20 protein-coding genes and 3 tRNA genes are annotated in these 20,509 nt (G+C 58.8%); 17 read left to right on the forward strand and 6 right to left on the reverse strand.

What is annotated here, in order from left to right:
• Positions 1-133: 133 nt before the first annotated feature.
• Together ABV300_RS03205 and ABV300_RS03210 are read left to right on the forward strand one after the other, a co-directional pair.
• Complete coding sequence (locus ABV300_RS03205; protein ID WP_353715089.1) at positions 134-601, forward strand: isoprenylcysteine carboxylmethyltransferase family protein; 468 nt, start codon at positions 134-136, stop codon at positions 599-601.
• The gene (locus ABV300_RS03210) at positions 552-1,817 is read left to right on the forward strand and encodes a MalY/PatB family protein (protein WP_353715090.1); all 1,266 of its coding nucleotides are present in this window, start codon (positions 552-554) and stop codon (positions 1,815-1,817) included. Before ABV300_RS03205 ends, ABV300_RS03210 begins: the two co-directional genes overlap by 50 nt.
• Here the strand turns inward: ABV300_RS03210 and ABV300_RS03215 are convergent.
• Positions 1,814-2,728, reverse strand: a complete 915-nt coding sequence (locus ABV300_RS03215; RefSeq protein WP_353715091.1) for a diacylglycerol kinase family protein — start codon at positions 2,726-2,728, stop codon at positions 1,814-1,816. The two genes, ABV300_RS03210 and ABV300_RS03215, sit on opposite strands and share 4 nt — an antisense overlap.
• 247 nt (positions 2,729-2,975) lie before the next feature.
• Here ABV300_RS03215 and ABV300_RS03220 point away from each other — a divergent pair, with 247 nt between their 5' ends.
• The 7 genes from ABV300_RS03220 (at position 2,976) to ABV300_RS03250 (ending at position 8,216) form a co-directional block, all read left to right on the forward strand.
• The gene (locus ABV300_RS03220) at positions 2,976-3,488 is read left to right on the forward strand and encodes a sigma-70 family RNA polymerase sigma factor (RefSeq protein ID WP_353715092.1); all 513 of its coding nucleotides are present in this window, start codon (positions 2,976-2,978) and stop codon (positions 3,486-3,488) included.
• Positions 3,489-3,496: 8 nt separating this feature from the next.
• Positions 3,497-4,324, forward strand: a complete 828-nt coding sequence (locus ABV300_RS03225; protein ID WP_353715093.1) for a DUF4382 domain-containing protein — start codon at positions 3,497-3,499, stop codon at positions 4,322-4,324.
• A gap of 107 nt (positions 4,325-4,431) precedes the next feature.
• Positions 4,432-5,595, forward strand: a complete 1,164-nt coding sequence (locus ABV300_RS03230) for a putative Ig domain-containing protein (RefSeq protein ID WP_353715094.1) — start codon at positions 4,432-4,434, stop codon at positions 5,593-5,595.
• Between the two features lie 219 nt (positions 5,596-5,814).
• Entirely contained in the window at positions 5,815-6,291 is a 477-nt protein-coding gene (locus ABV300_RS03235; RefSeq protein WP_353715095.1) for an HIT domain-containing protein, read from the forward strand.
• Positions 6,288-6,545, forward strand: a complete 258-nt coding sequence (locus ABV300_RS03240; RefSeq protein WP_353715096.1) for a PLD nuclease N-terminal domain-containing protein — start codon at positions 6,288-6,290, stop codon at positions 6,543-6,545. Before ABV300_RS03235 ends, ABV300_RS03240 begins: the two co-directional genes overlap by 4 nt.
• Positions 6,523-7,455, forward strand: coding sequence for an ABC transporter ATP-binding protein (locus ABV300_RS03245; RefSeq protein ID WP_353715097.1), 933 nt, complete (start codon positions 6,523-6,525; stop codon positions 7,453-7,455). Before ABV300_RS03240 ends, ABV300_RS03245 begins: the two co-directional genes overlap by 23 nt.
• Positions 7,452-8,216, forward strand: coding sequence for an ABC transporter permease subunit (locus ABV300_RS03250; protein ID WP_353715098.1), 765 nt, complete (start codon positions 7,452-7,454; stop codon positions 8,214-8,216). Before ABV300_RS03245 ends, ABV300_RS03250 begins: the two co-directional genes overlap by 4 nt.
• Positions 8,217-8,223: 7 nt before the next feature.
• Here the strand turns inward: ABV300_RS03250 and ABV300_RS03255 are convergent, their stop codons facing one another.
• Together ABV300_RS03255 and ABV300_RS03260 are read right to left on the reverse strand one after the other, a co-directional pair.
• The gene (locus ABV300_RS03255) at positions 8,224-8,448 is read right to left on the reverse strand and encodes a hypothetical protein (protein ID WP_353715099.1); all 225 of its coding nucleotides are present in this window, start codon (positions 8,446-8,448) and stop codon (positions 8,224-8,226) included.
• Positions 8,445-9,668, reverse strand: a complete 1,224-nt coding sequence (locus ABV300_RS03260) for a TRC40/GET3/ArsA family transport-energizing ATPase (RefSeq protein ID WP_353715100.1) — start codon at positions 9,666-9,668, stop codon at positions 8,445-8,447. Before ABV300_RS03260 ends, ABV300_RS03255 begins: the two co-directional genes overlap by 4 nt.
• Before the next feature lie 69 nt (positions 9,669-9,737).
• Between ABV300_RS03260 and ABV300_RS03265 the strand changes: the two genes are divergently transcribed.
• From ABV300_RS03265 to ABV300_RS03285, 5 genes are all read left to right on the forward strand, one after another.
• Positions 9,738-9,823 (forward strand) — tRNA-Leu (locus tag ABV300_RS03265).
• 18 nt (positions 9,824-9,841) lie between these two features.
• Positions 9,842-9,918 (forward strand) — tRNA-Arg (locus ABV300_RS03270).
• A 183-nt stretch (positions 9,919-10,101) separates the two neighbouring features.
• Positions 10,102-10,761: a diphthine--ammonia ligase gene (locus ABV300_RS03275; protein ID WP_353715101.1), complete on the forward strand. Its 660-nt coding sequence runs from the start codon at positions 10,102-10,104 to the stop codon at positions 10,759-10,761.
• A gap of 6 nt (positions 10,762-10,767) precedes the next feature.
• Complete coding sequence (locus ABV300_RS03280) at positions 10,768-12,564, forward strand: adenosylcobalamin-dependent ribonucleoside-diphosphate reductase (RefSeq protein WP_353715102.1); 1,797 nt, start codon at positions 10,768-10,770, stop codon at positions 12,562-12,564.
• Between the two features lie 45 nt (positions 12,565-12,609).
• A tRNA-Val gene (locus ABV300_RS03285) sits at positions 12,610-12,686 on the forward strand.
• A 30-nt stretch (positions 12,687-12,716) separates the two neighbouring features.
• Here ABV300_RS03285 and ABV300_RS03290 read toward each other — a convergent pair.
• Complete coding sequence (locus ABV300_RS03290; protein ID WP_353715103.1) at positions 12,717-13,454, reverse strand: Crp/Fnr family transcriptional regulator; 738 nt, start codon at positions 13,452-13,454, stop codon at positions 12,717-12,719.
• A gap of 116 nt (positions 13,455-13,570) precedes the next feature.
• Here ABV300_RS03290 and ABV300_RS03295 point away from each other — a divergent pair, with 116 nt between their 5' ends.
• The 3 genes from ABV300_RS03295 (at position 13,571) to rsgA (ending at position 15,771) form a co-directional block, all read left to right on the forward strand.
• On the forward strand, positions 13,571-13,738 hold the full coding sequence (locus ABV300_RS03295) for a hypothetical protein (RefSeq protein ID WP_165802761.1): 168 nt from the start codon (positions 13,571-13,573) through the stop codon (positions 13,736-13,738).
• A 16-nt stretch (positions 13,739-13,754) separates the two neighbouring features.
• Positions 13,755-14,174: a pyridoxamine 5'-phosphate oxidase family protein gene (locus ABV300_RS03300; protein ID WP_353715104.1), complete on the forward strand. Its 420-nt coding sequence runs from the start codon at positions 13,755-13,757 to the stop codon at positions 14,172-14,174.
• A 490-nt stretch (positions 14,175-14,664) separates the two neighbouring features.
• On the forward strand, positions 14,665-15,771 hold the full coding sequence (gene rsgA, locus ABV300_RS03305; protein ID WP_353715105.1) for a ribosome small subunit-dependent GTPase A: 1,107 nt from the start codon (positions 14,665-14,667) through the stop codon (positions 15,769-15,771).
• A gap of 114 nt (positions 15,772-15,885) precedes the next feature.
• Here the strand turns inward: rsgA and ABV300_RS03310 are convergent, their stop codons facing one another.
• Both ABV300_RS03310 and ABV300_RS03315 read right to left on the reverse strand, forming a co-directional pair.
• Positions 15,886-18,168, reverse strand: coding sequence for a multicopper oxidase domain-containing protein (locus ABV300_RS03310; RefSeq protein ID WP_353715106.1), 2,283 nt, complete (start codon positions 18,166-18,168; stop codon positions 15,886-15,888).
• A gap of 208 nt (positions 18,169-18,376) precedes the next feature.
• A complete protein-coding gene (locus ABV300_RS03315; RefSeq protein ID WP_353715107.1) occupies positions 18,377-20,464 on the reverse strand; it encodes an IPT/TIG domain-containing protein in 2,088 nt (695 codons plus the stop codon).
• Positions 20,465-20,509: the final 45 nt, after the last annotated feature.

Consider the following 20,509-nt stretch of genomic DNA (forward strand, 5'->3'; position numbering starts at 1 on the left):
GATGGCAGAATCCTATTCCCCGTGAGCGTTATTGTCAAATATACCGAGCCGGCCGGATAGAAAAGAAAAACCTATCGATATCCGGCAGGCGGAGTATAATAATTCCCAAGATTGAGGGGTAAATCGCCGGAACATGGGGCTTTTTCTAAAGAATCTGGCCTTCCTGGTTTTCATCCAGCTTACCGCGATGGCGTATGTCCCGCTTTTCGTTCTGCCCCGCCAGAGCGTCTCTTTCACTGATTGCCGGTGGGTTGGGCTCATCCTGCTGGTTACCGGGGCGATGATGGTGATGTGGTGCAACTGGGACTTCTGGCGAACCGGGCGCGGCACGCCAGCTCCCATCGACCCCCCGAAAGTCCTTGTCAGGCGGGGTCTGTACCGGTACACCCGCAACCCGATATACTTCGGGGTGTTGCTTGTACTTACCGGCGAGTCAATCCTGTTTGCATCCTGGCCGATCGCCCTGTACGCTTTTGTGGCAGGCTTCGGATTTAACCTTTTTGTGATGCTGTATGAAGAGCCGGCACTTAAACACAGGTTTGGCGCAGTTTATGATGAATACTCGCGGGATGTACCGCGGTGGATACCCCGGTTCAAATAACGCCGCGATTGAAGGGATGACATTGAAGTACGATTTCGGCCGCCTGATAGACCGCCGCGGCACCGGCGCTGTCAAGTGGGACATGAGGCAGCAGCTGTTCGGGCGCGATGTTTTGCCGATGTGGGTGGCGGATATGGATTTTGCCATCGCCGACCCGATCACCGCCGCCCTTGAAAAGCGCATCGCCCATCCGGTTTACGGCTACGCCGCCGTCAGCCCCTCACTCGTTGAGGCAGTTGTCGCCCGGCTGGAGCGCAAATACAACTGGCCCGTCAAGGCGGAATGGCTGGTGTTCACTCCCGGAGTTATCTCGGCCCTGGCCGCGGCGCTAAAGGCTTTCACCCATCCCGGCGATGCCGTGGTCATCAACGACCCGGTTTATCACCCTTTCTGGAGTCTGGTGCCCGGCGCAGGCTGCCGCGCCGCTGCCAGTCCCCTCAAGTTCGAAACCGGAGAGTACCGTTTCGACGTTAAGGACTTGAAAAAGAGCTTTGCTCCGCCCGGTTCCGGTTTCATGGCAGCGCCGCGGCCCAAAGCGATGATCCTGTGCAGCCCGCACAACCCGGTCGGCAGCGTTTGGACGCGGCAGGAATTAGTTGATGTCGGCAAGATCGCCATTGACGCCGGCGCTGTCGTCATCTCCGACGAAGTGCACTGCGAACTGCTCTTCGACGGCCTGAAGCATACGCCCTTTGCCTCGATTTCCGAGGAATTCGCCCAGAACTCGGTGGTCTGCATGTCGGCCAGTAAAACATTCAACCTGGCCGGGCTGGCGGCATCGGTCATCATCATTCCCAGTCCGCGCCTCCGCGCCGATTTTCAGGCGGCCAGATCCGGCATACTGCCCAACCCTGATATCCTGTCAATGACAGCTCTTGAGGCCGCTTTCCGCGACGGCGACGAGTGGCTTGAGCAGTTGCTAGTCTACCTCCAGGGCAACCTTGATTTCTTGGCCGATTTCTTTGAAAAGCGCATTCCGCGGATTAAAGTAATACGGCCGCAGGGGACATATCTGGTATGGCTGGACTGCCGCGGCCTGGGGCTGGACCGGAAAGGGTTGCGCGAATTCTTTATCCAAAAGTCGGGGATCGGTTTGGATGAGGGTCATCGGTTCGGCGCGGCGGGCGAGGGCTTCATGCGGATGAACATCGCCTGCCCGAGGAGTGTTTTAGAAGAGGCGTTGCGGAAAATCGAGATTGCTGCGATAGGCAGCTAAACGATCACGCTCAGCGCCCCCGGCAGCAGCGAAAACCGGAACGCCCCTTCGCCGATGATCTCGCCGTCGGCCTGGAGCAGCAGGCGTTCAGTAGAAGACAGGGACACGGTGGAAGCCTGGTCCACCCTGACCTTGGGGTGGGTTATGTGGGTGCCTTTATAGACCCGGGGGAAGGCCTGGATCAGTTCGAACTTGCCGATATCTCCAATGGTCAGCACCTCGAAAAGCTGGTCCGCCAGTTCCGCGCCGGGGGCTACTTTCATCCCGCCGCCGAAGTAGCAGCCGTTGGCAACAATGACTGAAAGGGCTTTGCGGCTGATTTCGGCGGATTCGTCCAGCTTAAGGCTGATACGTTTATTGCGGTATCCCGCCAGCGTCTTGAACATACCGACGACGTATGACACTGGACCGCGGAAGATTTTGGGCAATTTGCGGCGGGTTTCCACCGCTTCGGCGTCGAAGCCGACGCCGGCGGCGTTCACAAAGTAGCGGCGGCCGGCGTCGTCGCCGCCCCACTCGATGACGCCCACATCCACCAGCAGCCTTTTGTCGGAGAGCAGGTGGTGGCAGGCGCGGTCAGGATTCCTGGGGATTCCCAGCGACCGCACAAAATCGGAGCCGGAGCCGGTGTTGACCACCCCCAGGGAGAGCTGGTGGCCGGGCGTGGCCAGCAGGCCGTTAACCACCTCGTTGATGGTGCCGTCGCCGCCGACAGCCACGATGTAGCGGTAATCCTGGGCGGCGGTCTCGCGCGCCAGTTCGATGCCGTGGCCGACCCGCTCGGTGAAAACGACATCGTATTTAATGCCCAGCTTATCCATCTGCCGTTTAATGTGCGGCCAGTGCTTGATGGATTTGCCCGCGCCGGCGACGGGATTCACGATTACTTTGGCGATAGCCTGGTGGGTCATGCCGCTCCTCAGCAAGAAAAGACTGAGCTATTTTACCATAACGCCTCGAAGTAAGGAGATTTTGACAGTGCCGAGGTCCACTTTCTGGCTGTCGAGGCGCGGAGATTCGCCGCTCTTTATCGAACGGCTCACAAAATGATATTTCGGGAACCTGACATAACGCCGGTTTTCTCGTTGTTATCAATGAAAAGCCTGCTCGGGGCTGTGGTATATTATCCTAAAACGGTCGCGCAATCCCGAGAGGCTGATGCAGAAGTCGGATTCCTTAAGGCAAAAAGAGAATAAGCTGGCCGGGCTGTTTGACGAGTATTATGATCGCATCGCCCGTTACGCCTTCACCCGCGTCGGAAACCGGCAGGAGGCCGAAGACCTGGCCTCGGAAGTCTTCGCCCGGGCGCTGAAATCCCTTGACAGCTTTGAGGAACGCGGTCTGCCGATGGGCGCCTGGTTGTTCAAGATCGCCCATAACCTGGTGGTGGATTTCCACCGGCGTCGGGCGGAGCGGAAGACAGTCAACGTCGAAGACATTGAGATTGAGTCAGACGACAGTCCGGCTGAAGCAGCCGAAAGAAAACTGGAGATGGAACGGGTACAGCGCGCCATGGAAAACCTGACCGAGGAACAGCGGGAGATTATCCGGTTGCGGTTCTTCGCCGGACTATCCTCCGCGGAAGTAGGCACCCTTATGGGCAAGAGCGACGGCGCGGTGCGCGAAGGCCAGTCCGCCGCGCTTAAGAAACTGCGGATTAAACTGCTATAGAGATGAAAATGACCAAAGATTTCAATACCATCCTCGATGAATGCCTCGACCGGGTAACCCGGGGCGAAGGCATTGAGACCTGCATCGCCGATTATCCCGAGCAGGCCGCTGAACTCCGGCCGCTGGTGGAAGCCGCGGCGAGGTTGCAATCTAGCCAGTTCACGCCATCGGCTAACGCTAAGCGGCAGGCCAGGCTGCGTTTCCACGAGGCGCTCGACCATCGTCGGCGGAAACTATTCTGGACGCGGGTACCGGCCTGGGCGGCCGCGGCAGCGGGGGTGGTGCTCCTGGCCGTTATCGGGCTGGCGGGACTGAATGTCATTAATCCCCCGGGTGATGGATTGCCGACCATTGTCGTCTCCACTCCGGCCTCGGGCGACGCCGTCAATTTCCGCTTTCTAGTTTCCGACGCGCCCAACGACATCGGTGACTTCAGCAGCCTCGTGGTGACGGTTGACCGGGTGGCGCTGCTCAAGAAGGGCGGCGACGGCGAATCCTGGGTCACCTTCACCCCGGAAGTGAAAGAGTTTGATCTCACCCAACTTATCGGAGCCGCCTCTCAGCAGTTGTGGCAGGGCCAGGTGCCGGAAGGGGAATATGCCAAAGTTGAACTCATCGCCAGCGGCCTAAGGGGAACACTTAAATCCGGCGAAACGATTGATATTAAACTACCGAGCAACAAGCTGCAGATCGGTATTCCCTTTACCGTCGGTGCCGATACCGTAACCTCATTCACCTTCGATATTACTGTCAACAAGACCGGGCAGGGTTCCGGTAAATATATCCTCAGCCCTCAGGCTGCCGAAAGCGGTGCCGCCTACGAAAAGAAGCCCTGAATCCGTTCAAGTTGGGGCTGGTACTATCGTTTATGAAGCTTTTTCCTGACGCTTTGCCCGGAAGGGCGTTATTCCAGATGAAACCATCAGTCAAAGGAGACATCAATATGAAAAAAAGCATTATCGCAAAGGCAGCGGGCGTTCTGGCCGCTCTGGCGGTCGTCCTGGCCGGCTGCGCCCAGCTCGGCATTCCGTCCCCAGGCGATGTTCTTGGCAGCCAGCCGACCACCGGCAAACTTGAAGTCCGCGTCACCGACGCCCCGCCGCAGAAAGTCATTACGGCGGTCAATGTGACTGTGGCTTCAGTGGAGATCAATAAATCGGGCACCGCGGAGGCTGATGGCGGCTGGATGACCCTGGACTTTGCCGGCCCGGCGACCTTCGACCTCCTTAAGGTCCAGGACCGGGAGCAGCTGCTGGCGGTCAAAGACCAGCTTGAACCGGGCAAATACGGTCAGATCCGCATGGAAGTGACTAGAGTGCAAGTCACCTTCGACAACAATGGAACTCCGGAAGTGGTAGACGCCAAGTTACCCAGCGGCAAACTCAAATTCATCAAAGGTTTTGAGATCGCAGCCGGGCAGACCACGGTGCTGCTGTTTGATTTCATCGCCTCTGAATCCATCCATACCGCCGGCAATTCCGGTCAGGTCATCTTCCAGCCGGTCATCAAGCTTTCGGTGACCCAGGTTCCCGGCGCAATGGAAATCACCACACCAGGCCTGCCTAACGGCATGGCGGGGCAGCCTTATACCGCTCCGATGGCTGCCATGGGCGGCACCGCGCCTTATACCTGGAGCATCGCCACCGGCGCCCTGCCGGCCGGCCTTGCTATCGATGCCGCCACCGGCGCCATCACCGGCACGCCGTCTGCAGCCGGCCTCTCGACCTTCAGAGTCAGGGTTGTGGACAGCTCGGCCGATGCCAAAAAAGCGGCCGAAAGGGTCTTTACCATAGACATCGCCGCGGCTGGGACCATTCAAATCGTGGAGACCAGCCTGGCTGAAGGCACTGTCGGCGTTGCCTACAGCGCGCAGTTGAATGCTCTCGGCGGCACCGCCACTCGGACCTGGGCGGTCACCTCAGGGACGCTGCCGGCCGGACTGGTCATTGATGCAACCACCGGCATTATCTCCGGCACGCCGTCCGCCGCCGGAGAAACGTCCATCACCGTGACTGTCACCGACACTACAGCGCCGACGCCGCTGACTGACTCCCAGGCGTTCCTCCTGCGCGTCGTAGCCGCTCCGGCGCCGCCGCCGACAACCTAGCGTTATTGTCATCGGGATATAGAAAGACAGCCCCTCACTGGAGGGGCTGTCTTTCTATTTGTAAAACTGTTCCTTCGGCCAGCTTGAATCCAGTCATCCGGCGGTTATGCCCGGCGGGATATAGCGGTATAGTATTGGCAAATGTTGACAGGTTTACGGTTGGACGATAATATTTCGGTGGTTGGCGAAATACCGAAAAATATTGCGAGAGAGATACAGATGGAGCAGCTTTGGGCCCCCTGGCGGGGTAAGTTGATCGAAGGCCCGAAACCGGACGGTTGTATCTTCTGCGACCTGCCGCGAGCCGGAAATGATAAAAAAACGCTGATTCTCTACCGCGGCGCCGAGGCCTTCGTCATTATGAACGCCTATCCTTACGCCGCCGGGCACCTGATGGTGGCGCCGTTCCGCCACGCCGCCCGGCTGGCCGACCTCAGCCGCAGCGAACGCGCCGAGATCATGGACCTGGCCGCCCGGTGTGAAGCCGCGCTGACCTCGGCCATGAAGCCGGAAGGCTTCAACGCCGGCTTCAACCTGGGCAAAGCGGCCGGCGCTGGGGTGGAGGCGCACCTGCACTGCCATATTGTGCCGCGGTGGGTGGGGGACACCAACTTCATGCCGGTCCTCTCGGATACCAGGGTCATCAACCAGTCGCTTGAAGAAATCTACGATAGATTAAAGGAGTACTTCAAATGACCGACGCCGACATCCAGCTGCTCAAAGACCTGCTGCCGTTCCTCATCCCGGTGATGATCGTCGAACTGATACTGATCGTTGCTTCTCTCGTTGACCTTTCCAAACGACAGCGGGTCAAGGGCGAAAGCAAGGTCGTCTGGGCTCTGGTGATTATCTTCCTCAATCTTATCGGCCCTATCGTGTACCTGGTCTGGGGCCGCCATGCCGACCCCGGGCAGGAGGAGAACAAGAATGACTCCGGCTATACGAACTGAGAAGCTGACCAAACGCTTCGGCGACATCGCCGCGGTGGAGAATCTCGATCTGGCGGTGCCGGAGCGCGCCGTCTTCGGCTTTCTCGGCCCGAACGGTGCCGGCAAGACGACCACGGTCAAGATGCTGACCGGGCTGTCGCGGCCGACCGGGGGGCGGGCCTTCATTTGCGGCGAAGAAGTTGTCCCGGACTCGGTCACGGTGCGCCGTCATTTCGGCTTCCTGCCGGACGTACCGGCCTTTTATGAATGGATGACCGGCGAGGAGTACCTCAAATTCGCCGGCCGGCTTTACGGCATGGATATCGCATCTATCGACCGGCGGGCGGCTGAACTGCTGGACCTGGTCGAACTAAAAAAAGCCGCCCGGCGCAAGGTCGGCGGCTACTCCCGCGGCATGAAGCAGCGCCTCGGCATCGCCCAGGCCATGCTCAACCACCCGAAGGTGCTCTTCCTGGACGAACCGACTTCTGCGCTGGACCCTATCGGCCGCCGCGACGTGCTTGATTTAATTGGCCGGTTAAAGGAGGAGGCCACGGTTTTCATGTCTACCCACATCCTGTCTGATGTAGAACGGGTATGCGATTCCGTTGGCATCATCAACAAGGGGCGGCTGGTGGTGACCGCCACTGTGGAAGAGCTGCGCAATAAATACACCCGTTCGGTCTTTGAAATCGAATTCGACGAAGCTGATTCGGGTTTCTTGCGTACCATCGAGGCTAGGCCGTGGTTCGCCAAAGCGGAACGGGCGGTAAACGGCGGCCCGTCGCTCCGGATCACCGCCGGGGATGTGACCGCGGCGCGCAGGGAATTACCGGCCCTTGTCGCCGCCAGCGGCCTGACGCTTCTGCGTTACGAATTGGCCCAGCCCAGCCTGGAGGACATCTTCATGGAGGTGGTGAAAACCTCATGACCGGTTTTAAGACGCTGCTGTTCAAGGAGCTGCGGGAGCAGTTCAAGACCTTTCGCCTGCTTATCGTCGGCGGGGTGTTCCTCTTTTTCGGCCTGAGCACGCCGCTGATGATCCGGTACCTGCCGGAGATTATCAAACTGGCCGGCGGCGAGAACGCCGTGCCCATCGAACTGCCGCCGCCGACAGCGCTGCAGGCTCTGGCCGAGTATTCAGCCACGGCGCTTCAGATCGGGCTCTTGATCGCCGTGCTGGTGACCATGGGCGCCATCGCCGGGGAACGCAAGAGCGGCACGGCGCTGATGACCCTGTCCAAGCCGGTCTCCGCCGGAGCCTTCGTCACCTCCAAACTCATCGCTATCAGCGCCACTTTCGCCGCGGGCCTCGCCCTCGGCGGCCTCGGCGCTTTCGGCTACACCTGGCTGCTTTTTGAGGACGGTGATCTCGGCGGCTTCATCGCCCAAACCGGGTTGCTGGCGGTCTACATGACCTTCTGCGTCGCCGTGACCCTGGTCTTTTCAGCCGTCTTCCGCAACTCGCTGGCCGCCGGCGGCGTAGCTATCGGTGCTCTCATCGCCGGCACGGCTCTGACGGCGGTTCCGTATCTCGGCCGGGTGCTGCCGGGTGCCATCACCAGCTGGGGCAACCACCTCACCGCCGGTGAAGCCGGGGGCGAGGAATGGCTGGCGCTTGGGGTGACTCTGGCGCTGATCGCCGCGTCGGGCTGGCTGGCTACGGGCATTCTTAAGAACAAGGAAATCTAGGCGGCGCTCACTCCACCTTAATCCGAGTCCGGTCTTCGGCCGTCGCGGCGTGGGCGTCAGTACGGGAAATAGCTTCGTCAAGCAGGCTGCGGAGGGCCAGCAGCATCTCTTTTCTGGCGCCCATCAGGTGCTGAACCGTTTCGCCTTTGAACATTTTCAGGTCTGGCGCCCGGAGCTTGATAACCACTTCCTCGCCGGGCTGAATGGAAATCTCGAACATGCTGTCGCTCATTGGCTGGCCTCCTCTTTTTGCCCGTGTTTTTTAACCGCCGGCTCTTTGGCCGCGGACGGCTGCAAGAAATGAACGCGCAGCGTCTGGTCGTCCATTTTGGCGTCGCCGACCTTGAGACTGGTCAGGATGTGCGGCAAGGCCACAGTACGGCGGTAGCTGCCGACCTTAATATTCAGTTCGTCGCGGCTGTGGATTAAGGAGACCTGCTCCTTGCTGGCGAACGGCAGCTTCAGGTTGAGCAGGTAGCCGTCATCTGTTTTGTCGATCGTCTGAACTTGGCCCCGAAAAAAGAAGGCCGCCGGGTCCGCCTCGCCGTAAACCGCCGCCGCCATGCGCCGCAGCATCTCCACCCCGACCACCTCCTGGTCTAAAAGCGGCATGTTGAGAATCGGCAGCGGCGAGAACGCTTCCTTGATGTACTTGAGGTATTTGCGCTGGCTTTCCTTCCAGCCGGCGAAGTAGTCATCGCTGACTGACTGGGGCAAGATGCGGTTGACGATAACGGCGTCGGTCGAGTAGCCGAACAGGTTCAAGTAGGTCAGGGTGCGCTGGGCTTCCTTGATGACCATTTTCTCCGGATTGACCACCAGCCTGATGGAAGACTGTTCGGCATCCAGCAGGAGTTTATGGACATCCTCCAGTTCGGCATAGAGTTCGGCCACCGCGTCCAGCACCGAATTGGAGGGCAGCGGGATATCGGAAATGGCGCCCACCACCGGCCGCATCACCGCGGCCACTTTCCGCTGGATGGGGAACAGCCGGTTCATCCACCAGTGCAGCATATCCGGGAAAGACAGCAGCCTGAGCGTTTCCCCGGTCGGCGCCGAATCAACGATTACCAGGTCGTAGTTCCCTTCGCGCCGGTATCTCTCGATGTAGAGCAGGTTGGCCAGTTCTTCCATGCCGGGCAAGATGGCTACTTCGTCGGCCACGATGCCGCTCATGCCGCGCCAGGACATAAGCGCGGCGATATACCGCTGGATGGCGCCCCAGTAAGTTTCCAGCGTTTTATAGATCTCGGTCTCCTGGCCCCAGAGATTGGCGATTATCTGCCGCGGCTCGTTGGCCAGTTCGACATCGAAGGAATCGGCCAGGCTGTGGGCGATGTCGGTTGAGAGCACCAGGGTGCGCCGGCCCATATCCGCGGCGCGGACAGCGGTGGCGGCAGCCAGCGATGTCTTGCCGACGCCGCCCTTGCCGGTAAACAGGATGACCCGCATGCGGGACCTCCGATTGACAGCCTGTCTTTAAGGTAAGTATAATTGACACTTGCCTGTAATCACAACCGCGCCGAAGTGGCGGAACGGCAGACGCGCTACGTTCAGGGCGTAGTGTCCGTAAGGGCATGAGAGTTCAAATCTCTCCTTCGGCACCATTTATTTTCATGGTTCGGGCGCTTGTAGCTCAGTTGGATAGAGCGCAGCCCTGCGAAGGCTGAGGTCGTGGGTTCGAGCCCCGCCAAGCGCGCCATCGCCAGGGTTCCATCCGGCTGAACCGCCGCCGCTTCCCCTCCGGGACTGTTTTCCTCTCATCAGTACCGCGCAAAGCAACCGGAACGTCTTTTCCGTTGCGAAAATTACCCGTACTTGCTAATATTGAATGTTTGTTATCCTTACGTGAATCTTTATCCGCGTTAACTTTCGGGAGGGCATCTTGACTCAGGTTGTGACTTCGTGGAGCGGCGGCAAGGACAGCTGCCTGGCTCTGGCCATGGCCCGTGAATCCGGCATGAAGGTTACCCATCTCCTGAATATCCTCAACGAGGACGGCCGCACCTCCTGCACCCACGGCCTGTCGTCCGACCTGATGCAGGCTCAGGCCCGGAGCATGGGTATACCGCTGATCCAGCTGGTGACCAACGGCTTTCGCTACGAAGCCGATTTCAAGAAATGCCTCAAAGAGCTTCACAAGCAGGGCGTGGAGGGCGGTATTTTCGGCAACGGCGACGTGGAACGCCAGTGGATAGACTCGGTCTGCCGCGAGGTCGGCATCGCCGCCCACCTGCCGCTGGAAGGCATGACCAAGGACCGCATCCTCCGCGAGTTCATCAGCCGCGGTTTTGAAGCCATCGTCGTCACCACCCGCGCCGATGTCATGGGTGAAGAATGGCTGGGCCGCAAGCTGGACGCCGCGTTCCTTCGTGACTGGGACGAAATCCGCCGCGAAAAGAAAATCTCCCGCGCCGCCGAGGCCGGGGCTTATCACACCACCGTTCTGGGCGGGCCTGCTTTCAAGAAAAACCTGGAGATCGTCGAAAGCAACAAAGTATTGCAGGACGGCTTCTGGTACCTTAACATCTTGAAGGTCGAGTAGATTACCATGCCTCTCGATGCCGGTTCTAAAGCGGCGCCGCAGCCGGAGATCGAACTCACCGCCAATGCCCGGCGCGTCCTGCAAAAGCGTTACCTGCGTAAGGACGCCGCGGGCCGGGTCATGGAGACGCCGGCGGAGATGTTTCGCCGCGTCGCCGGGGCGCTGGCCGCCGCCGAGCTTCAATACGATGCCAGCTCCGACGTCGCCGCCAAAGAAGCCGAATTCTACGGCGTCATGTCGCGCCTGGAATTCCTGCCTAATTCGCCGACGCTTTTAAACGCCAGTAAAAAGAACGGCCAGCTGGCCGCCTGCTTCGCCCTGCCGGTGGAAGACTCCGTCGAGGGCATTTTCGATGCCATGAAGTACACCGCCCTGATCCACAAGAGCGGCGGAGGTACCGGCTACTCCCTGTCCCGGCTGCGTCCGGCGGGCGACATGGTTGACGGCGTCGCCGGCATCGCTGGCGGGCCGGTCAACTTCCTCTCGGCTCTGTCAGCCGCCTCTGACGTCATCCGGCAGGGGGGGGTGCGCCGGGGCTGCAGCATCGGCCTGTTGTCGGTGCACCATCCGGACATTTTAAAATTCATTGTCGCCAAAGACGACCCGCTGGCGCTGACCAATTTCTGCATCTCGGTCGCCGTGACCGATGACTTCATGAAAGCCCTGGAATCGGGGAGCGATTACGATCTCATCAACCCTCGGACAGGCAAACTGACCGGGCGCCTCAACGCCGTCGAGGTTTTTAAGAAGATTGTCGCCCAATCCTGGAAGACCGGGGACCCCGGCCTGGTCTTTATCGACCGCGTCAACCGCGGCAATCCCACCCCCAACCTCGGTCCCATCGAGACAGTCACCGGCTGTGCCGAGCAGGCCCTTCTGCCCTACGAATCCTGCAACCTGGGTTCGGTCAATCTGGCTAAAATGGTCAAACAGGCCGGCGAAAAGATGGTTGTCGACTACGATAAACTGGCCGCGGCGGTAAAGACCGGCGTGAACCTCCTTGATAACGTCATCGACGTCAACTGCTACCCGCTGCCGCAGGTCGAGGAAGTGACCAAACAGACCCGCAAGATCGGCCTGGGGGTTATGGGCTTTGCCGATATGCTGGTTCTTTTAGGCGTCCCCTACGATTCCTTCGAGGCGGTCAAGATCGCCGAGTACGTCATGGGCTTCGTCACCGAAAAGGCGCGGGACGCCTCGGAGGAGCTGGCTGAAAAACGAGGCGTCTTCCCGGCTTTTAAGGGCAGCGTCCACGACGCCCCCGGCGGCCGCAGGCAGCGACACGCCTCCTGCACCACGGTCGCCCCCACCGGCACCATCTCGCTTATCGCCGGCTGCAACGTCGGCATTGAGCCGTTCTATGCCACCGTTTTCGTCAGGAACGTCCTGGACGGCGAGAATTTACTCGAGATTAATCCGTACTTCGAAGCCGCCGCCCGCCGCGAAGGCTTCTACTCCGGCGAGCTATTGCAGAAACTAGTGTCTTGCATTGACCTCACGCGGATTGACGGCGTGCCGGAGCGCATCAAGCGCGTCTACGTCACCTCAAACCGCATCAAGCCGGAATGGCACGTTCGCATCCAGGCCGCCTTTCAGCGCCACACCGACGGCGCCGTGTCCAAGATGACCAACGTACCCAATTCAACTACGCCCCAGGAGCAGGCAGACATCTTTCTCTTCGGCTACCGCGAGGGGGTCAAGGGCATCACCCTTTACCGGGATTCAAGCCGGGAGCTGGAATCGCTCTGCGCTGACGAAAAGGCTCACAAGCTGGTCGCTGAATACGTCGCCGCCAATCCTTGACAGATTTTTACATCACTCAATAGTTAGTCTACAATAAGTCTTCACGGGCGGTTAGCTCAGCTGGTTAGAGCACCTGCTTTACACGCAGGGTGTCACAGGTTCGAATCCTGTACTGCCCACCACCCGCCCCCCCACCGTCCGTCGGAAACCCGTTACTTCACCTGGAAACATTCGCAATCGCCTGGCAAACCGGGTGTTACCGGGATTTCTTCAGGCAAAGGTTCGTTTAAAAACCACCGGCTGATTACCAGCCGGTGGTCTATGTCATCTTTCACAATGCCAGCCAGCTTGAGCGACCGCATCACATTGGTGATCATGACCCTGGAAGCCCCAACCAGCGCGCCTAGGTCGTCATGGGTCAGCCGGAAATTTAGCTTCATCCCGTCGGATGTTTCCCGCCCGTGTTCTTTAGCCAGCCTGGCCAGCGTCCGGCACAGGCTGGAACGGGTGTCGTAGATGGCGACATCGGCTAACTGTTCTGTGATCCGCCTGATTTTATCGCCCAGGCTCTTGATCACTTTGAGTGATAACTGACTATTCTGGGCCAGCAGGGTTTCAAAGCTGCTCTTGTAACAGGCGCATAGCCGGGTATCCTCGACGGCGATGGCGGCAAATGACCTCCGGCTTTCATCGAACAGAACTTCCTCCCCGAACATCTGGTTGGCGGTGAGGTATCCCAGGACAATTTCTCGGCCGTCTTCGGAGGTCTTGATAAGCTTGACCCGGCCTTTGGTGACGATGAACACGGAATTGGCCGGTTCGCCTTCGTTGAAGAGGTATTCATTTTTCAGGTATTCGGGGCGCTGAAACAGCCGGCGGATATCGGCTTTTTCCTTTTCGTCCAACGCGTCGAACAACCACATATCCGCCATACAGCTTAGCGACGTCATTTCAATCCTCCGTAACCATCCTCATTTTACATCACACCGCCGGGGTTTGTTGGTAAAGTATTTTACAGACTTCCCGCCGCGGCGATGCCACAATAAAGAAAAAATTGGAGGTAAGCATGGCGACACTAGCATTTGTGTTCATCCTGGCGGCCGGCGTCTGCGGCTTCACGTTAAAAACGGCTCACAATCCGCTGAAAGGTTTTATCACTGCCAAATTGTTCTGGGTCCACCTGCTTCTTGGCGTCACGGCGATGACCCTGGCCGTGATTTCGCTTCTAGATTAAATTGAGGAGGTTTGTTATGGCTAAATTGCTGCCGGAGGTTATCGCGCTGTTTCAGGATCCCGCGGTTCCCAAAATGGTAGCGACCGTAAGCCGCGATGGCGAATTGAACGTCACTCCCAAGACGAGTATGACCGCGGTCGACGACGAGACCCTTGCCTTTGCCGATCTTTACGGGCGAACCACTAGGACCTTCAAGAACTTGGAGGAAACCGGGAAGGTAGCCATCGTCGCTATGAAAGTGCCGGTCGCCCCGCCATTCACCACTTACCAGGTTAAGGGGACTTTCCGCCAGTACCTGACCTCCGGGCCGGTGTTTGATCAATTCGCCGCTGCGTTGAAGGCGGCGATGGGCGTCGTCATCAGCGGCGTCGGCACGGTAAAAGTAGACGCGGTTTATTCCCAGGCGCCTCAGGATAAAGGGAAGCAGATTGTGTGAGTCTTAGATTATAAAAACCGTAGATCCTGTTTCGCGCCGGAATTTCAGTGGTCTTGTCAGGACGAGCATAACAAGCGCGGCCGCCCGGGCGGCCGCGCTTCTGTGCCTTTACTGGTCAATCAGGCAACGCCATCACGGCGAAGCATCAGTTATTTGAAGTCTCAGGGGCTGTTGATGGTCAATTGAATTTCGTCTCTGTTCACCGGTCTTGACTCCCGCCGGATGCGGTGCTAGTATTCCCCAGGATTAAGGTATAAAGGAGGGGTGTTGATGCCTGTCATGTTGTTAGTTCTGGATGTCACGCCCCGGCGTGTTTTAGGCTAACCAGAAATTCCTGTCTGATCGAGCAGGTTGATAGCCGTTCCACCGGGAACGGCTTTTTTGTTTCTTCCTGTCTTAAGAGAGTAGAACGGCCGCGGGGTGTGAACCGCGGTTTTCTGTTTTTATAGATTTATCCTATCGCTTTGCTAAAAATACAGGAGTAAAACTAGTGAATGACCAACCAACCGATTCGCGGTCACAGGACCTTCGGGTTCTTGGCTGGAATCCTTTTTTTAAGGAACACTTTCAACAATTGAATATCCCTGACACGGTGCCTGCCAGGGTCATATCTGAGTCTAAAGACCTGTTCCAGGTACAAGGCGCCTTCGGTGTATTTTCGGCGGAAATCGCCGGCAAAATGCGGTATCTGCTCGAGGCGGACAGTCTGTACCCTGCGGTGGGGGACTGGGTGGCGGTTAAACCGCTGGCTGGTGAGAATAAAGCCGTGATCCAGTCGGTACTGCCGAGGAAAAGCAAGTTTTCCAGACAAGCAGCCGGCGAGCGTACCGCGGAACAGATTGTCGCCGCCAATATCGACACCGTTTTTATCGTCAGCGGCCTGGACGGCGGCAGGAGCTTCAACCTTCGGCGCATCGAGCGTTACCTGACCCTCGCCTGGAGCAGCGGCGCCGCGCCGGTCATGGTGCTTAACAAAGCCGATGTGTGCCCAGGCGTTGAAAAGTTCATCCTTGAGGTTGAAGCTATCGCCCCCGGAGTGCCGGTTCACGCCGTCAGTGCCTGGGAGCGCACCGGCCTGGAAGCGCTGGCGCCGTACCTGTCCGAAGGCAGCGCCGTCGCGTTTTTGGGATCTTCCGGCGTAGGCAAATCCGCTTTAATCAACGCTTTGCTTGGTCAGGAAAAACAACAGACTGGAGAGGTTCGCCCGGACGACCGCATGGGCCGTCACACCACCACCCGCCGGGAACTCATGCTTGTCCCATCGGGCGGTATGGTCATCGATACGCCGGGGATGAGGCAGATCCAGATGTGGGCCGGAGAAGATGATCTCCAGGGTGCGTTTGCCGATATCGAGATGCTGGCGCGGGAATGTCGCTACGCCGATTGCGGCCATAGCGGGGAGCCGGGTTGCGCGGTCAGGGCGGCCATGGAACAGGGGGAACTCCACCCCGCCAGGTTAGCAAGCTACCGTAAGCTGGGGAATGAGATAAATTACCTGGCCGCCAGAGAAATGCAGAGCGCCCGCCAGTACGAGAAGCAGAAATGGAAACCCATAGCTAAACTCGTAAAAGAAATCAAAAGATCCGAGTCGGATTAACCGATTCAAGAGGCCCAACTGATAACCTCACTGGCTGGGGTAGGATGCGCTGGTGCTTGAAAATGAATCGCGGCCGCTTGGGCGGCCGCGATTCACTCTTTACACGATTGCAGGCTAGAAATCCGTTCCTATCTCAAAGTCCCGGGTCGCCCCGGTCTTGGGCTGGATCTGGTCCGGCCGCATCATCTCGTTGTCCTCGTGGTCGGTGATGTGGCAGTGCCAGACGTACACCCCGTTGCCCGCCGCCGGGTCGAACGGGAAGCTGCCGGAAGTCCCGGCCGGCACGTCCTGCGGCGCCCAGCGGACGGCGATCCGTGTGATCTCTCCCATCCGCATGATGACCGTGTCTTTCCAGCCGGCTTCGTAAGCCAGCGGAGGCGTCGGTTGCCCCAGCAGGAAATTGGTATAGTCCGGGTTCCCGCCCCATTTGTTGCCCTGCAAAACCGCGTCGTACCCGTCAAGATCCGGCGAGTACGGCAGCGGCGGGCCGTGGCCCGGCATGAACATGCCGCCGGGGAATGCCATGTCGTAAGCGGCCATGAACGCCTTCATGTCGAAAGGCTGCCGGCTGAGAAGCTGGAACTGGACCGCATGGAGGTGGATGGGGTGGGAGTCCATGGTCATGTTGGCGATCTCCCAGATCTCTGTATCGCCTTCATTTGGTAGTTCCGTCAACCAGTTGGGTGCGACGAATGTCGAGCCAGGGATTGGCTCTGGCGGCCCGCCGCCCATGCCGTGTCGCAGCCCGCTCCACTTGGTGTTGTTGACCAGCGCTTCCAGCGGCCCGCCAGCCCCGACAATTTCGTTGAGTGTCAGGAAGCGGGTTTTCGCCTGCGCAACTCCAGCCAGCCGAACCATCGGCGGCCGCAAAGCGATGCCTGAGGCTGGATCGTAACTGGTATCCGTCGCCGGTGCGACTGTGGACACCCTGAACTGCATGATCCGGCCTTCGGTCGAAGCCTTGGGATTGCCGTTGACCGTCGGGGCGGTGTTCCGCAGCGTCAGGTTCAGCGGGAACCGTATTCCACGAGCCGCCAGCAGGCCGCGCCACACCGGGTCGGCGAAGTCAACGATGATCTCGTAGCGTTCGCCGGGCATCATCATCAGGCTGGTCTGCTGGCCTGCTTTAATCTGCTGGCCGTTGGCGTTGGGATCGATCAGCACCGGCGCGTCCAGGTAGCCGCCGTCGGTGGCGATGACCCACATCCGTGGCCCCTTGATGCCGGAAGTTGTGTCCTGCAGGAACATGTCGTAAGCCCTGGAGTTGGAACCGTTGATCAGGAAGAAGCGGTAGCGCTTCTGTTCCACCGCCAGATACGGCCAGACTTTGCCGTTCACGATGATGGTGTCGCCGACGAACTCAGGCACCCAGTAGGGGTGCTCCGGGTTGACACCGACGTTTGGCATCAAGAGTTGCCCGTTGGTGTCGAACATCCGGTCCTGGATGACTAACGGGATGAGGTAATCTATCGTCTCGCCCCGTTTTAGGCCGACCGGGTGCAGTCCGGCAGGCAGTGTTAAGTTTGGATCGATAAGCGCATAAGCCCCGGCCAGCCCACCGAAGGTGGCGTTCAGCCGGGTGCCGCCCAGCAGATGGTCGTGGAACCACAGCGGCGCCGCTTCCTGGCTGTTGGGGTAAGTGTAAATGCACTCGTTGGCTGCTGCGCCTGCCTTCGAATAATACGCAGGTCCCTTGTCTTTGGTAATAGCGGCGTTTCCGGGCACATCGCTGGCAAACCAGGCCTCCGGCCCGCCGTCCACCACCGCCGGGACCTCGCCACCGTGCAGATGGGGCACCGCCAGTACCGGCCCGTCGTAATGGGCTTGGGCGTCGGCGGGGATCGGCATCATCGCATCTTTAGCCTGATGGAAGGCGGAATGCAGCGTCTGATCCGTCCAGTCACGCCAATGAATAGTGTTCGCGCTGGCTTCGAGGTTGTTGACGTAGCGGATCTGCGTCGGCGTGCCGCGGCTGGCCACAATGACCGGCCCGACGTTCGTCTCGACTGTTCCAGGCGCTGTCGCCTCATTGACTCGGTAGCCGAAAGTCCACGTCCCGGTGTAGCCCGGGTTGGCCGCCGCCCAGGTGGAGGGCATGATGTTAGCTTTGAAGGTGTGCATGTTCAATACTAGCTCATTCGCGCCGGCGACCACGGTAGGGATGCCGGTGGTCGACTGGGGGTTCAAGTCCAGCACCGGCAGCGGGTCAATGAACTGCGGTATCTTGTTCCCCGGCAGCGGCACCTGGCCTGCCGGCGGCGGCTTGGGCGCCGCGAATAAAGTCATGCCTCGTATCAATGCGCTTTCCGCCAGCAGGACACCGCCAGCTCCCGCCGCGGTCAGCCCGGCCCGCCGCATAAATTCGCGCCGGCTGATGCCTGTTTTTTGGTTTTCCATAATTCTCCTCATCCCGGTTAAGGGAGTGTTTCCCTTTCCGATAAATTCTTTAATATTATTTTCACCCCCTCGACGGTAATTGTGCATTAGTACTATTACTTGGTATTTGATGATTGAGCCCCTAATTTTTACTTGCCTTTATACTTATCGATTACAAAAAAAAGCGCCCCCGACCAGGGGCGCTTCTTTAAGGGTTGCGAGTTTCGCGTTAGTACATTGACCTGCGGCGGGTGAAGTAGTACAGCAGGCCGCCGACGATCACCACGACAAAGAAGCCGCCGGTGATCCAGGCCCACATCGGGATGTCCTCAAGGGAGAAGCCGACGGTGAAGGTGAAGGCCGATCCCGCGGCGCCGACGTTGCCCGCGCCGTCCCTGGCGATGACCCGCCAGTAGTACGGGGCTTTCTTGGGCACCGTTTCCAGTTTTTCAGCCTCGGTCATTGTATATTTGGATGATGTCAGGCCGTCCTTTTTAAGCGCCAGTTTGGTGAAGCTGGAATCCAGCGCCACTTCCAGTGTGTAGGTAACGCCGGAGGGGTCGGAAACATCGTTCCAGTCAAAGACTACCGGCTGCTCCGCTTTGGCATCCCTGGCCGGAGTCACCAGCGTCGGCGCCGCCGGGGCGTTGCCTTCCATGATATAGTCAAATTGCTTGGTTGTGGTGCCGTCTGAGATAAAGATAACGTATGCTCCTGCTGGGATAGCGTCAATTTTGAACTTAATACTAAAAGTCCCGGTGGCGTTTGCTACGACTGAACCCATTGGGGTATTGCCCAATCGAATCGTAACAGTCGAATTTGGCATGAAACCAGTACCAGCCGCGGTGATTTCCTGACCGACAAAGCCTGGTTCTAAGGTATTTGTTAGGGGCGTGAGAGTTGCGGTGATGGTGGAGATGAAGCTGGCGGTAGCCACGTTGCCCATACCGTCTACGGCGTAAATGGTGTGCGTGGCGGCGGCGGCGCCGGGGATGACTACCTGGGCGGAGAAAGTGCCGTTAGCCTGGATGGTCGGTGTTGCCGGGGAACTGGCCAGCGGCGTGGCGTCGTAGGTGAAGCTCATGACCCCGGCTGGGGAGAAGCCGGAGCCGGTGATGGTTACCGTCGTCCCGGCGGTGCCGGTGGTCGGCGTGATGACAATCCTTGAATTCACCGTAAACGTGGCGTTGGCAAACACGGTGGGATCCGAAGTCACCCTGGCGGTGATGGTATGCGCCCCGGCCGAAGTTGTCGGGATGATCACCGCCGTCTTGGTAAAGGTGCCGTTGGCCGCCGCGGTGATCGAGGTGACGCCGGTGAAGGCCGCGCCGTCGAACTCGAAGTCAATCACCCCGCCGGAGTTGAAGCCGTTGCCTGAAATGGTCACCGATGTCCCCACCTGCCCTGAAGTGGGGCTGACGGTGATCTTGGACACATTGATGGTATACAGCCGGGTAACCGAAATGGCGGTGGCGGTGTTGTCCCTGACGATGATGGTATGAACACCCCTGGCCGCGGTGGGGATGGTAATAGTGGTTGCCGGGATGATACCGGAGGCGTTGGCCGTCACCGTGGTCAGGGCGGTGGTGGTGTCGCTGTCGAAGAAGAAGCTGACTGAACCCAGGGCGGTGAAGCCGTCGCCGTTGATGGTGACAGTGTCGCCAACACCGCCGGTCTCAGCAGAAATGGCAGTGATACGGGGGGTGACGGCAAACAAAATATTTGCCGATGCTGGAGTAGTGAAAGCGTCGGTGGCTGTGATGAAATAGTTGGCGCGTGGAGCCTGGGGCACCAGGAATTGTTTAGAGAAACTTCCGTTTGTATTTTCTAAAGAAGTTACCTGTGCAACAGGAGTTGTCAATGCGCCAAAATAGACGTTAACGGCAACATTTGGATTGAAGCCGTAACCGTTTACCGTTACAGTCGCACCGATAGGAGCGTTAGCAACTGAAGTTAATATAGTTTGATTTACGGTAAAAGTGCCTGCTGCGACAGCTGGATCAGCTGATGAATCATCTACAGTGACGGCATATGCCCCCTTTGGAAGGGCTGGCACTACGAATGTCACATTTAGCGCGCCGCCTGCTGGTATCGTGCCGCTATTAACTACCGTTGCGTTGAATAGTATTGTGTAGGCGCCAGGCGCAAAGCCGGTGCCGGCGATACTTACCTGTGTTATGGCGGGTGAACCTGAAGTCGGTGTGATAGTCTGGGTGATTGTTCCCGCCGCCCCCACCGGCGCCGCCAGCGCGCCGATGCCCAGCAGGGCGGTGATGAGCATGATGGGAAGAGTCCGCAGGAAAATTTTCAGTCTCATGGTCCGGCCTTCATTCCTCCTCATGGTTTATTAGGCTTGTTTAGC

Origin of the sequence: Dehalogenimonas sp. 4OHTPN, assembly GCF_040448695.1 — a bacterium.
In the GTDB taxonomy this organism is placed as follows: domain Bacteria; phylum Chloroflexota; class Dehalococcoidia; order Dehalococcoidales; family Dehalococcoidaceae; genus Dehalogenimonas.

Bases quoted from the DNA above. Each gene is read 5' to 3' on its own strand.
- ABV300_RS03205 (WP_353715089.1), top strand. From the start codon at position 134: ATGGGGCTTTTTCTAAAGAATCTGGCCTTCCTGGTTTTCATCCAGCTT.
- ABV300_RS03210 (WP_353715090.1), top strand. From the start codon at position 552: ATGATGAATACTCGCGGGATGTACCGCGGTGGATACCCCGGTTCAAAT.
- ABV300_RS03215 (WP_353715091.1), bottom strand. From the start codon at position 2,728: ATGACCCACCAGGCTATCGCCAAAGTAATCGTGAATCCCGTCGCCGGC.
- ABV300_RS03220 (WP_353715092.1), top strand. From the start codon at position 2,976: ATGCAGAAGTCGGATTCCTTAAGGCAAAAAGAGAATAAGCTGGCCGGG.
- ABV300_RS03225 (WP_353715093.1), top strand. From the start codon at position 3,497: ATGACCAAAGATTTCAATACCATCCTCGATGAATGCCTCGACCGGGTA.
- ABV300_RS03230 (WP_353715094.1), top strand. From the start codon at position 4,432: ATGAAAAAAAGCATTATCGCAAAGGCAGCGGGCGTTCTGGCCGCTCTG.
- ABV300_RS03235 (WP_353715095.1), top strand. From the start codon at position 5,815: ATGGAGCAGCTTTGGGCCCCCTGGCGGGGTAAGTTGATCGAAGGCCCG.
- ABV300_RS03240 (WP_353715096.1), top strand. From the start codon at position 6,288: ATGACCGACGCCGACATCCAGCTGCTCAAAGACCTGCTGCCGTTCCTC.
- ABV300_RS03245 (WP_353715097.1), top strand. From the start codon at position 6,523: ATGACTCCGGCTATACGAACTGAGAAGCTGACCAAACGCTTCGGCGAC.
- ABV300_RS03250 (WP_353715098.1), top strand. From the start codon at position 7,452: ATGACCGGTTTTAAGACGCTGCTGTTCAAGGAGCTGCGGGAGCAGTTC.
- ABV300_RS03255 (WP_353715099.1), bottom strand. From the start codon at position 8,448: ATGAGCGACAGCATGTTCGAGATTTCCATTCAGCCCGGCGAGGAAGTG.
- ABV300_RS03260 (WP_353715100.1), bottom strand. From the start codon at position 9,668: ATGCGGGTCATCCTGTTTACCGGCAAGGGCGGCGTCGGCAAGACATCG.
- ABV300_RS03280 (WP_353715102.1), top strand. From the start codon at position 10,768: ATGCCTCTCGATGCCGGTTCTAAAGCGGCGCCGCAGCCGGAGATCGAA.
- ABV300_RS03290 (WP_353715103.1), bottom strand. From the start codon at position 13,454: ATGACGTCGCTAAGCTGTATGGCGGATATGTGGTTGTTCGACGCGTTG.
- ABV300_RS03295 (WP_165802761.1), top strand. From the start codon at position 13,571: ATGGCGACACTAGCATTTGTGTTCATCCTGGCGGCCGGCGTCTGCGGC.
- ABV300_RS03300 (WP_353715104.1), top strand. From the start codon at position 13,755: ATGGCTAAATTGCTGCCGGAGGTTATCGCGCTGTTTCAGGATCCCGCG.
- ABV300_RS03310 (WP_353715106.1), bottom strand. From the start codon at position 18,168: ATGGAAAACCAAAAAACAGGCATCAGCCGGCGCGAATTTATGCGGCGG.
- ABV300_RS03315 (WP_353715107.1), bottom strand. From the start codon at position 20,464: ATGAGACTGAAAATTTTCCTGCGGACTCTTCCCATCATGCTCATCACC.